The sequence below is a fragment of the Aureimonas sp. SA4125 genome, assembly GCF_019973775.1.
Lineage (GTDB): Bacteria > Pseudomonadota > Alphaproteobacteria > Rhizobiales > Rhizobiaceae > Plantimonas.
The window spans coordinates 3,191,411-3,202,498 of record NZ_AP025032.1 but is presented as its reverse complement, the minus strand read 5'-3'; the positions used below and the strand labels follow the sequence as shown (position 1 = coordinate 3,202,498).

The following is an 11,088-nucleotide window of genomic DNA, read 5'->3' as shown; positions in this document are numbered from 1 at the left end:
CAAGCCAGCTCCGTCGACCGTTACCCCATCACCAGTCGGGGCACGGCACCCTTCCGGCGCCGCACCCGCTCGGCGAACGACTCGACGGTCGACGGCTCCTCGCGCCCGGCCAGTTCGGCTTCGGACAACTCCGGCTCCCGACGCCGACAAGGCTCGACACCGAGCGCACCGCCGCCCATCCCGCGCGCCAGCCGCCCGCACACGAGGCCGCTGGCCGCCGCGAGTCGGTCGAGATCGTGTGGCCGCAGGCGGAGGAGCCACGACACCTGATCCGGCGACAGCGCCTCCAGCGACACCTGCCGGCGGTCGGTTGGCGTGGCGCGCGCGTATGCATAAACGGTTGCCGAAACCGGATCCGTGCCGTCTGGCGACGGCTCAAGGTCCAATGGCAGCGCGCCCCGGACGGCGCGCGTGCGGCCGCGATTGGCGACCATGTCCGCGATTTCGGCGGCAGGGTCGCCGGCAGGCGGCTGACAGGTTGGGTGCGGGATCGAACCTGCGGATCCGCCGCCCAAGAGGCGGCCGGGGAGGCCGATGGTCCAGTCGATGGCCCACCAGCAGTACCGGAACCCGGTGGCGACGGCGGATGCGGCGTTGCGGAGCGCTGCGGCGATGGCTGCAAGCATGGTGTTGATCTCCCTCGGTTAGATGTCGAGGTTCGGTGCCGGCGGCGCAGGGGACAAGGCGTTAACGTTTCGTAGACTCCCCTGACGGCTTCCCCTGGCCGACAGCCCGCGATCATGCGATCGAGCCCGTCCACGACCACGAGGCCATCATGTCCGCCGCCGCCATCCTTTCCCTCCGCCCCGCGCACGCAGTCGAGACCCGCCACATAGGCGGCTCGAACTCGTCGGACTCGCGGGACACGTGCGCCCTCACGCACGCAAGGGAAAGTAAGCCGGAATGGTCTACAAGAACAGCAACGACAACATCGACCTCGTCGCGCTGAACAAGGCGCAGGCGGGCTACGGACTGATCGAGGTCCGCGCCGGACGCATGGTCGACCTCGTCATGGTCGCGGTCGTCGCCGCGGCGGTCCACGAGAAGTTCGTGAATGACCCGTCCCTCTTCCTCGGGGAACCCGAGATGGAGCAGGACAGCAAGAACCCCTGCATCCAGCACCTCTCGCCCTTCGACGCCGCGGAATGGGCGTGCACGAAGACGGCGTTCGCGGAACACCTGCCTAAGATCATCACGGCGTCGGGCGCCAGCAAGCGCCCCAAGGACGCGATGCCGTTCGTGATCTCTGCGCTCGCCCGTCACGAGCCGTTCGTGACGGCGGTCGCCTTCCGCTGCCAGGGCGTCGTCGCTCCGTCGGCAATCGCCGAAGAGAAGCTGTACGGCTACCTCGAGCAGCACGGCACCCGACTGGTGTTCGAGATCCTCAAGAAGTTCTCGAAGCCCACGGTTTCCTGCACGCTCATGCTTCGGCAGTTGCGAGAGATGATCGTGGACAAGCACCGCCAGACCAGCATCGGCAAGCTCATGCCGACGGCCGGGCTGGATGGCCGTCAGGTCGACGAGGTCTTGGAGGACTGGATGCTTGAGCACGACGACCGCATCCACGAGCTCCTTGGGTTTCCCCCGTTCGACCTCGAGAACGACTGATGGCAGAAGTCGTGAAACTGAATCCGAAGCCGCGCGTCGAGAGTGACGCGCGGCGCAACGAAGAACACGGCAACGCAATCTGCGCCTTCCCTGACCGAGAGCGTCAGATCGAGGACGAGCGCCTCGAGCTGCTACACGAATGGCTGGAGGAAGCTGATGACTGGCTCCTGATGCTCGTGGTCGAGCTGGCGGAGGGGCCGTTCGAAAGCCAAGACCACTTGTCCGAGTGGGTTCAGTTGAACTGGCACGGGTCCGAGGTCTTCAGCACCGCGCCCCTCGAAGGCCTCCGTTGGCAGGCCGCGAACGACCTGATCTTCCATTCGATGGAAGGTGAGGAGTACGACCTCGAGCTTCTCATGCCCGCGTGATCACGCACGGTAGCAAGACATTAACGACAGAGGCCCCGGCATCGCCCGCCGGGGCCTCCGTTCTCAAGCAAAATCACCTACGCAAACTGGAGTTGCCATGTCCGCTCACCTCATGCCGCCGCGCCCGGATCTCACCCGCGAGGAGTACGTCACGAGGGCGATCTATGGACTGTCGATCATCCTGATCAAGGAGTTCTACGCATCCCCAGATGCCTATGTGTGCGATGGCGGTAGCCCTTCAGGTCGGCTGGCAACCGATGCGGAGAACGGCACGCTCTGCGCTAGGGAAGTCGCGGAGTGGTTTTGCGAGCACCCGTTTAACAAAGCCGAAATCCAGCAGTTCATGGAGGTCAACGATCTGGACGTCCATTTCGCCGGAGGAGGCGTCGTGCCGCTTGCAGCCTGTCTTGCCGACAACGAGATCTTCGTCGCGGCGGTAGAATCCGCATTCAAAGGTCAGCCATCATGACAAAGGCCCCGGCATCACCGCCGGGGCCTTTGTCATTTCAGGGCCGCCACCCGCAAACGGTGGCGCCATGTCGATTGTGCTGGAGCACCTGCGCGACCGTGCCGTCGGACATCGCTGCGACGTCGGCCGCCGCCGGCCGGATGGGCCGCCAGCCGTCGCAGGCGCTACCGCCCGTCGTCGCGCACCCAGCCAGCAAGCTCATCGCGCCGAGCCGGCCTTTGCCGGATTGCCGCGAAAGCGGTGCGCTAGGACTTCTCGTCATCCGTCTCGGTCTTCACCTTGGCCTTCTCGGCCTCGGCATCCGCGTCGATCTTGTCCTTCGCAGCCTTCTCGTCAGCCTCAGTCTTGGCCTTCTCGGCATCCGTCTTTGTCTTGGCCTTCGCCTCGGCATCCGCGTCGTCGGTCTTCGGCTCGACAGCCGCGCCGAGCGCGCGAAGGCGAACGCAGCGGCGCGGACCAAAACGGCGGCATCCGTGCTCGCCGGAACGTCCGTCGGGATGGCCGCGATGGCCTCGTCGGCTGCGGTCTGAGCGGCTTCGGCCGCGGCGATGAGGGCTTCTAGATCCACGGTGGGTTCCTTGGGATGGGTGGCCGGGTCGGCTGCGCGGAAGCGCACGGCCGGCGGGGAGGGGGCGACCTTGCCGCCGGAGCGGACGGATGCGTTCGGGGCGGCGCCGATGGGGACGAGGGACGCCTCGAGCAGCGTCCACCGGGTCGCCCGGGCGAGCGGCACGTCGCCGTCGCGGGCGACGAGCTCCTACTCGTGGACGACATAGCCGACCGACAAGTTCGGGTGGAAACCCTCTGCCATCTCCGCGACGATGCCCGCGTGGCTAAGCTTCACTCGGGCGCAGATCACGAGGCATTCGCCGAGGTCCGCCACGAGCTCGGCGCGGATCTCATCGACCTGTCCGAGGTAGCGCTCAAGGCCGAAGCTACAGTGGCTGTCGAGCAGCGGCATGCCGCGGGCGCGGGAGAGGTCGACGCCGGACGTCAGGAGAACCTCGTCAGCCTCGATGTAATCCCCGCCACACGGGGACGGGACCCACGTGCGGACCGGATGCTCCGAGGTCAGAATGGCCTCGAACGTGCCGGCCTCCACGACGGCGCTCGACGGCCCGCGCGAGAGGGCGCGGGTCGAAATAATGGCGGCGGTGGGGGACGTGGGCTGCGGCACGGCGCGGAGGTCTCACGAGAGGATCGTGAGGACAGTCAGCAGGGGGCGCGTGCAACATTCGACGGCGCTTATTGCAAAATCGACCGGAGCGGGTGAAGGCTCTGCCCAAATGAGCCCGAAGCCGACAAATCCTGCTTCGGACATGAACAGCGTGGCTCGACAACACGGAGTGATGGATGACCGAGGACGACGACCTGCGACCTATCGCCTACGCCATCTTCGCGGAGAAGCGCGCCGCGTTGTGGCAATGGCTGCGCACGCGGCCGCTCGCGGTTCCCTCGTTCGTCGATGTCACAAACACGTTGCCGGACCGCATCGAGATCGCGGATTTCGATCCGACCGGAGTGTACACGGGGCAGGCCAAGATGCGCACTACGCTGCCGCGAACGCTCGACCTGTCCAGCGCGACCTTTCCGGTCATCGAGGTCGTGACGGCCGAAGAACTCATGATCATCGGCAGAGCGAGTGCGGGCGACGACCGAATGACGTTGATTCTCGGGCCGAACGCCTCGCTCTACAAGGAGCGGCCGGACTTGCTGTTCACGACCTTGGAGGCTGCAAAGGCATACACGTCGGTGCGGGCCTTGAACGATGGAATGTGGACCATAGACGGCGAAAACCGGGGACTCCAGCAGATCTACATGAGAAAGGGCGCGGAGCGATTGTTCCGCATGTGTCGCAACTACGACTTCTTTGCGTCCAACGAGGTGGAGATCCGAAACCTCATGGCTAGCAACTCGGTCACCGACTCGTTTGGCAGGGTCAGCGAACATCTCGCATGGACCAGCTTGGGCAAGCTCGCGGCGCGACGGGCGACCTTCGAATTCGATGACGAGGCGTCCTTCGACGTCGGCATCTTCCTACGGGAAAGCGCGGCAGCGACACCCGCACCGAGCGTCGGTGACTGGTCAAATTACGAAGCCGACTGCGCGGCGGCATTGTCGGAGGCTGGTTTCAAGGTCGCGCAGACGCGTCGAACTGGCGACTACGGCGCGGACATCGTAGCCATGAAGGACGGCCTGACGTACGTCGTACAGTGCAAGTGGGCCGCCCGACCCACGGGAGTCTCCGCCATACAGGAGATCGGCGCCGCCCTTCGATTCTACACCGCAGACTTCGCGGCCGTCGTCGCGAAGAGCGGATACACGAACGCGGCTCATGAACTTGCCCGAGCGAATGGAGTGGCCTTGCTGGACATGAGGTCGCTCGGAGACCTGGACCGCGCCTTTGGATCCTAGATCCCGAGGGCGTACAGATCGCGACGGTGCTCCACGACCAGCTTGCTCCGGTGGCACTCCATGACCTCGAAGGCCACCTGCGCGTAACCCCGATGAGCCGACCGGACGTCCGCCGGCAGCCGCGTGACCGCCTCGCCGACGCGCTGCCACCTCTTGGAGAACGCGCGGCGGGCATGCAGGTCCTCGACAATGCTGAACAGGAGAGCACGGAGCGTGTCGGACCAGTCCGATGCCTCTTCGTCGGCTTGGGCGAGCGTCACCCCGTGATGGGCGAGCCGCGCCTTGCAGGCCGTCTGCCCGTCCTCGTTGCCGGGGATGTGGAAATGAACGTCACGGCTCTTTTCGGCGCCGCGCGTGAACTCGGCGAACTCATCTTCGATCTCCTCGAAGTGCGCGTCGAACTCGTCGCCGTCGAGGAAGAGTCCGATGTCGATTTTGGTGCTGTCCGTGTTCGTGCTCGTGATCATGTCCGCTCTCCTGTCGCATTTACAGCGTCAGGCGCCGGCGGGCAGGAGCCCAATCACAAAGCCGCGATCGACGGCGATCACTGTACGACCGTGATCTCCGTTGGCCGACTCGTTCACCCGAGCTACTAACGGGGAATCGACGCACCGCGCCTTCTCAGGCTACTGGCCTTCAATGTCGTTCTCGCAAAACGAGATCGTCTTCTTGTCGGCCGACAAGATATGGGCGTCCGTCGCGTTGCAAAGAAGTCCGAGGTCAACGACCCGGCCGTTCTTCATCAGCTTCGTCTCGCAGGATCGCATGCCGCAGACAAGGCCGGACCAGATTTGGGCGACGACATACTCGTCGCTGCCGCGAGTGAAGCTGGCACGGTAAACCGATGCGCTTCCGCCGATTGCCTTGATCTCGGACATGCTGTTGGCCCAAAGCTTCATCGCTACCGGGTCGTCCAGACCGACCCGCTTATAAGCAATCGGGGCCGCCTTCTCCGATGGATCTGCCGCGTCCACACGCTGACCACCGCCCGCACCGCCGCAAGCCTTCGCCGCGGCCGCCTGCGCTTCCTTGTTGCCTTTCACGATGGCGACGCGTTCCGGCGACTTCCCGAGCTTGGTGACCACAAGGCGGCTTCCGGCCTCAAGGTCCATGCGCACGACCGTGGCGCACGGTGCGCCGCCGCCGATGGACACCCATTCGATCTTGTCGCCATAAGGCTTGCCCGAACCGATGATCAGCGCCTCCTCGCTGCCTCCGGCACCGTCACGCACTTCATCGCGCTTTCCCTTGGCGGCGGGTCCGAAAATGGGTGCGGCACGGCCGTCGAAGTACGAGAGCACGGCCGCGAACCCGGCCGGCCCGCGGCAGAAGTGAGCGAACTCGTCGGGCTGGAAGTCGACCGAGCGGCAGGACGAGACGTCGGTGTAGGTCGACTTGGTGGACGCAGCGGATGCGGGAACGGCGGTGGCGAGAACGGCGATGGCAAGGATGGCTGCGCGCATGGAGGCTCCGGAAGCGATTGATGCCCAACCGTGCCACTGAACCTCGAAACTTCAGGTTCCGATAATCGTTCAAGTTGCCGGCATACGCGTCTTCCTCAGTGCGGATGGAGCACCTTCTGCGGGTACTTCTCCTGCCAGGTCTCGATGAGGAACAGTGTCAGCGCGCCGGCCGAGTGGATCGCGAGCCTAGCGATGCGGGCGTTGATTCTCTTGGCACCCCGCTCTCGACCGTGAGCGTCGCCGCCGTGGGTTCGTAGCGCACCGATGCCGCCAACAGTCGCCGCGAGGTTGCCGAGGATCGCACGAACGTCCTCGGCGATCTCGTCCGGCACCGACACCTTGTCGGGCGCCAGCCTGGACTTGCCCCGGAAAAGTGGAGAGTTCTCAATGAGGCATGAGGAACTCCATGGCGAAGACACAGCGACGATTTACGAAGGAATTCGAGGAGGAAGCCGTCCGTCTGGTTGAGACGAGCGGCCGGACGCAGCGCGAGATCGCGGAGGACCTTGGCGTTGGGCTATCGACACTGCGGCGCTGGATCGACAAGCGGCGCGACGCCTTGATAGAAAGCCCGCCTCCCGACCGCGTCGAGGACATGGCTGCGGAGATGAAGCGGCTGCGGCGGGAGAATGAGATCCTTCGTCAGGAGCGTGGCATCCTGAAGAAGGCGATGGCTTTTTTCGCCCGGGAGGGAAGTCGGTGAGGTTCGAACTCATCGATGCGGCGAAAGAAGAATTCCCCGTCCAGCGTCTCTGCAAGGTCCTCGGCGTCAGCTCGAGCGGCTATTTTGCATGGAAGGATCGACCGGCCTGCCGCCGGCAGCAGCGCGACATGGTGCTTCTGGCGCATGTCCGCTCGGCGTTTCGGTTGTCGAACGGCACCTATGGGAGTCCTCGCATGCGGCATGAACTCCAGGCCGAGGGGATCGCTATCGGGCGCCGTCGGACAGCGCGCCTGATGCGCGAGAACGGCCTCAAGGCCCGGCAGAAGCGGCGGTTCAAGCGAACGACGGACAGCCTGCACGCCTTCCCGATCGCGCCGAACCTCCTTGATCAGGACTTCGCGACCGAACGCCGGGACGAGAAGTGGGGAGCCGACATCTCCTATGTTTGGACGCGAGAGGGCTGGCTGTATCTCGCCGTCGTCATCGACCTGTTCGCCCGGCGCGTCGTCGGCTGGGCCGTCAGCGATCGTCTACACAAGGAGTTGGCTCTCGAGGCGCTCCGCAAGGCCCTCGTCCTGCGCCGCCCGAAAACCGGCCTGATCCATCATTCTGACCGCGGCAGCCAATATTGCTCGATCGACTATCAGGCCGAGCTACGCAGGTACGACGTGCTGATCTCGATGTCCGGCAAGGGCAACTGCTATGATAATGCGATGGTCGAGACCTTCTTCAAGACGTTGAAATCCGAGCTGGTCTGGCGCACCGTCTTCCAGACCAGGACCGAGGCGAAGGCGGCCATCGGCCGCTACATCGACAGCTTCTACAACCCCGTCCGGCGCCATTCCGCGCTCGACTTCATCAGCCCCGTCCAGTTCGAACGACTGGCCGCCGCGTAATCAAAACGCTCTCCACTAAAAGGGGGCAAGTCCAGCCCAAGGGGATCTCGAACCGCCCGGTAAAGGTTCTGCACGTCGCGTTTGGCCGGCAGGGGAACGTCGAGTTCGACGAGGATCGAACGGCAGACGCTCTCGACAATGGAGCATGCCGCCGTCACCGCGTCCTCCGGGTCGTTCACCGCGTTCTCCGTGGCCCGGTCGAGATCCCGGCGGACCGTGTCGAAGTCGAGCACAACGGCCGCTGCCGACAGGGCGCTCACCACCGACGCCGACGTGCCGGCCTTCACCAAGCGCATCCGGCCGCCCTGCTGCTGAAGCTCGAACCCGTCCGGCCGGAGGAAGTCGTTCAGATAGGCGACGACGGTGGCATGCCGCTCCGCGTCGTTCCGGAAGTCGCGCGGGTCGGCTGAGAGTTCGGCCACCTTGCGCAGCGCCTCATCATTACCCTGTTCATTGGCGGCGCGCAGGGCGTCGGCCAGCGAGGGAAGGCGGGAGCCGACGACGCGCATGCTGATTCCGCACCCGCCCATAAACCTCTCGATGTCGCGCGCGCTTCTGTAGATGCCGATGGACGGGTCGCTCGCGCCCATGCCACTTCCGCCGGACACGACGTCGATGAGCGCCTCGATCGTCTGCGGCGAGAACATGAGGTCCACAGCTCAGACTGCCCGGCGCCGACCGCGCACGTAGCCCTCGCTCACATGCTCAAGCACCCGGCCGAGATCCGCTCGTGCCCGCGCCGCCTCGTCGAGGACCGCTCGCAGCGCCGCCCGGGGGTCGCCGTCGAACGCCGCGATTGTCATTCGGCGTGCAATTTTGACCCCCTAGGCGGGGTCATAGGCGTCCAAAATTGACCCCCATCCGATGGATCTGAAGAGTCCGCGTTTTCCTCTGGAAGACGGGCGGGCGGGGGATGAAGGGCGTGGATACAGTTGCGCGCATCCGGCGCGAGTTTTTCGTGCGTGGCCGGACGATCAAGGAGATTGTCCGCGAGCTCCATGTCTCTCGCAACACGGTCCGGAAGGTTCTCCGCTCGAACGAGACGGCCTTCGACTATGAGCGCTCCGTTCAGCCAAGACCCAAGCTCGGTGCCTGGAAGCCTGAGCTTGACCGGATGCTGGCAACGAACAATGCCCGACCGGCCCGGGAACGCCTGACACTGATCCGGGTGTTCGAGGAGTTGCGTAGGCTGGGCTACGAGGGCGGCTATGATGCCGTACGCCGCTATGCTCGGGGCTGGCAACGCGATCAGTCCTCGCTGTCGGCATCGGCCTTCGTGCCGCTGAGCTTCGATCCGGGCGAAGCCTACCAGTTCGACTGGAGCCACGAGGTCGTGCTGATCAATGGCACGACGGTGACGGTGAAGGTCGCCCACGTGCGGCTCTGCCATTCCCGCATGCTGTTCGTCCGAGCCTATCCGCGAGAGAGCCAGGAGATGGTGTTCGACTCCCACGACCGGGCGTTCGCTTTCTTCAAGGGCGCCTGCACGCGGGGCATCTACGACAACATGAAGACGGCGGTGGAGACGATCTTCGTTGGCCGTGAGCGCGCCTATAACAGGCGTTTCCTCCAGATGTGCGGCCACTACCTCGTCGACCCGGTAGCCTGCACGCCGGCGTCGGGCTGGGAGAAGGGACAGGTTGAGAACCAGGTCGGTCTGGTACGCGAGCGCTTCTTCACGCCACGGCTGCGGGTCAAGAGCTACGAGGAGCTGAACGCCTGGCTGCTCGATCGCACCATCGCCTTCGCCAAGGCACACCGCCATCCCGAGTTCCGCGACCGGACGGTCTGGGAGATGTTCGAGCAAGAGCGTCCAAGCCTTGTGCCCTATCGCGGCCGCTTCGATGGCTTCCATGCCGTGCCGGCCTCGGTGTCGAAGACCTGCCTCGTGCGCTTCGACAACAACCGCTACTCCGTTGCCGCCAGCGCCGTCGGACGCCCTGCCGAGGTCCGGGCCTATGCCGATCGGATCGAGCTGCGCCAGGACGGGCGCATTGTCGGAGAGCATCCCCGCTGCTTCGGCCGTGATCAGACGGTCTACGATCCCTGGCATTATGTCCCGGTGCTGGCGAGGAAGCCCGGCGCGCTTCGCAACGGTGCCCCGTTCAAGGACTGGATCCTGCCAGCCCATCTCGAGCGTGTGCGTCGCAAGCTTGGCACCACGCCCGACGGCGGCCGCCAAATGGTCAGCATCCTCGCTGCGGTATTGAGTGACGGACTGCCCGCCGTCGAGGCCGCCTGTGCCGAAGCGCTCGGCGAAGGCGTTCACTCCGCCGATGTCATTCTCAACATCCTGGCGCGGGCCCGGGAGCCGACGCGCACGATCACCATTATGACGCCGGATGCGCTGCGCCTTCGCCATGAGCCAGCGGCCGACTGCGCCCGTTACGACAACCTCAGGAGGGCAGTGTGATGGAAAGGTCCGAGATCCTCGCCACCATGGGCGAGCTCAAGCTCTACGGCATGAAGGCCGCCTTCGACGAGATCATCGCCACCGCCGTGAAGCGCCAGCACGAACCGCAGCGGGTCGTTGGCGATCTCCTGTCGGCGGAGATCTCCGAGAAGCAGGCACGCTCGATCAAGTACCAGATCACCATTGCCAAGCTGCCTCTCGCCCGGGACATCGACGACTTCGTCTTCGACGAGACGCCGATCAACGAGACGCTGGTGCGCGATCTCGCCTCCGGCAACTTCATCGCCCATCAGCGCAACGCCGTGCTGATCGGCGGAACCGGAACGGGCAAGACCCATTTGGCGATCGCGATCGCAAGGGCCTGCATCCGGGGTGGCGCCCGCGGCCGGTTCTTCAACGTCGTCGATCTCGTGAACAAGCTCGAGGCGGAGGGGCGGTCCGGCCGCCAGGGCCGAATGGCCGATTACCTCACCCGCATGGACTTCATCGTGCTCGACGAACTCGGCTATCTGCCCTTCGCCCAGTCGGGAGGGCAACTTCTCTTCCATCTGGTGAGCCGGCTCTACGAGCAAACCTCGGTGATCGTTACCACCAACCTGGCCTTCGGCGAGTGGCCCTCGGTCTTTGGCGACGCCAAGATGACCACCGCGCTCCTCGACCGCCTGACGCATCACTGCGATATCGTGGAGACCGGCAACGAGAGCTGGCGCTTCAAGAACCGGGTTTAATCGCTCAGGTCGACCGCAGCCCTTACGCCAAGGGGGTCAAAATTGGACGCCGATCCGGGGTCAG

The 11,088-nt window shown here is 64.9% G+C and carries 14 protein-coding genes and 1 pseudogene; 8 read left to right on the top strand and 7 right to left on the bottom strand.

Translation table 11 applies throughout. The features are described 5' to 3' along the window. Positions 1-20: 20 nt before the first annotated feature. Positions 21-626, bottom strand: coding sequence for a hypothetical protein (locus tag Sa4125_RS15170; RefSeq protein ID WP_223999107.1), 606 nt, complete (start codon positions 624-626; stop codon positions 21-23). A 277-nt stretch (positions 627-903) separates the two neighbouring features. Between Sa4125_RS15170 and Sa4125_RS15165 the strand changes: the two genes are divergently transcribed. From Sa4125_RS15165 to Sa4125_RS15150, 4 genes are all read left to right on the top strand, one after another. Continuing rightward, positions 904-1,608 (top strand): hypothetical protein, encoded by a 705-nt coding sequence (locus Sa4125_RS15165; RefSeq protein ID WP_223999105.1) that lies wholly within the window; start codon positions 904-906, stop codon positions 1,606-1,608. Beyond that, positions 1,608-1,976, top strand: coding sequence for a hypothetical protein (locus Sa4125_RS15160; protein ID WP_223999103.1), 369 nt, complete (start codon positions 1,608-1,610; stop codon positions 1,974-1,976). The genes Sa4125_RS15165 and Sa4125_RS15160 overlap by 1 nt, the downstream gene beginning before the upstream one ends. A 97-nt stretch (positions 1,977-2,073) precedes the next feature. Beyond that, the gene (locus tag Sa4125_RS15155) at positions 2,074-2,445 is read left to right on the top strand and encodes a hypothetical protein (RefSeq protein ID WP_223999102.1); all 372 of its coding nucleotides are present in this window, start codon (positions 2,074-2,076) and stop codon (positions 2,443-2,445) included. 98 nt (positions 2,446-2,543) lie between these two features. Continuing rightward, positions 2,544-2,975: a hypothetical protein gene (locus Sa4125_RS15150; protein WP_223999101.1), complete on the top strand. Its 432-nt coding sequence runs from the start codon at positions 2,544-2,546 to the stop codon at positions 2,973-2,975. A 227-nt stretch (positions 2,976-3,202) separates the two neighbouring features. Here the strand turns inward: Sa4125_RS15150 and Sa4125_RS15145 are convergent, their stop codons facing one another. Further along, positions 3,203-3,622, bottom strand: coding sequence for a hypothetical protein (locus tag Sa4125_RS15145; protein WP_223999100.1), 420 nt, complete (start codon positions 3,620-3,622; stop codon positions 3,203-3,205). Positions 3,623-3,798: 176 nt separating this feature from the next. On the opposite strand from Sa4125_RS15145, the gene Sa4125_RS15140 reads away from it, so the two are divergent. Further along, on the top strand, positions 3,799-4,860 hold the full coding sequence (locus tag Sa4125_RS15140; protein WP_223999099.1) for a restriction endonuclease: 1,062 nt from the start codon (positions 3,799-3,801) through the stop codon (positions 4,858-4,860). Here the strand turns inward: Sa4125_RS15140 and Sa4125_RS15135 are convergent. The 3 genes and pseudogenes from Sa4125_RS15135 to Sa4125_RS15125 all read right to left on the bottom strand — a co-directional run. After that, positions 4,857-5,327: a hypothetical protein gene (locus tag Sa4125_RS15135; RefSeq protein ID WP_223999098.1), complete on the bottom strand. Its 471-nt coding sequence runs from the start codon at positions 5,325-5,327 to the stop codon at positions 4,857-4,859. The two genes, Sa4125_RS15140 and Sa4125_RS15135, sit on opposite strands and share 4 nt — an antisense overlap. Before the next feature lie 159 nt (positions 5,328-5,486). Then, on the bottom strand, positions 5,487-6,323 hold the full coding sequence (locus Sa4125_RS15130) for a hypothetical protein (RefSeq protein WP_223999097.1): 837 nt from the start codon (positions 6,321-6,323) through the stop codon (positions 5,487-5,489). A 95-nt stretch (positions 6,324-6,418) separates the two neighbouring features. Beyond that, a pseudogene (locus tag Sa4125_RS15125) lies at positions 6,419-6,676 on the bottom strand (abortive infection family protein); the annotation flags it as partial. Positions 6,677-6,729: 53 nt separating this feature from the next. Between Sa4125_RS15125 and Sa4125_RS15120 the strand changes: the two are divergent. Further along, a protein-coding gene (locus Sa4125_RS15120; RefSeq protein WP_223999062.1) for an IS3 family transposase occupies positions 6,730-7,883 on the top strand; the annotation gives its coding sequence in 2 pieces (ribosomal slippage) (positions 6,730-6,994 and positions 6,994-7,883; 1,155 coding nt in all). Here Sa4125_RS15120 and Sa4125_RS15115 read toward each other — a convergent pair. Beyond that, complete coding sequence (locus Sa4125_RS15115) at positions 7,808-8,530, bottom strand: hypothetical protein (RefSeq protein ID WP_223999094.1); 723 nt, start codon at positions 8,528-8,530, stop codon at positions 7,808-7,810. The genes Sa4125_RS15120 and Sa4125_RS15115 overlap by 76 nt on opposite strands. Before the next feature lie 12 nt (positions 8,531-8,542). Then, positions 8,543-8,686 (bottom strand): hypothetical protein, encoded by a 144-nt coding sequence (locus tag Sa4125_RS15110; protein WP_223999092.1) that lies wholly within the window; start codon positions 8,684-8,686, stop codon positions 8,543-8,545. A 110-nt stretch (positions 8,687-8,796) separates the two neighbouring features. Between Sa4125_RS15110 and istA the strand changes: the two genes are divergently transcribed. Together istA and istB are read left to right on the top strand one after the other, a co-directional pair. Next, entirely contained in the window at positions 8,797-10,296 is a 1,500-nt protein-coding gene (istA, locus tag Sa4125_RS15105) for an IS21 family transposase (protein ID WP_223999090.1), read from the top strand. Then, the gene (gene istB / locus Sa4125_RS15100) at positions 10,296-11,024 is read left to right on the top strand and encodes an IS21-like element helper ATPase IstB (protein ID WP_223999088.1); all 729 of its coding nucleotides are present in this window, start codon (positions 10,296-10,298) and stop codon (positions 11,022-11,024) included. Before istA ends, istB begins: the two co-directional genes overlap by 1 nt. The last annotated feature ends 64 nt before the right edge of the window (positions 11,025-11,088 follow it).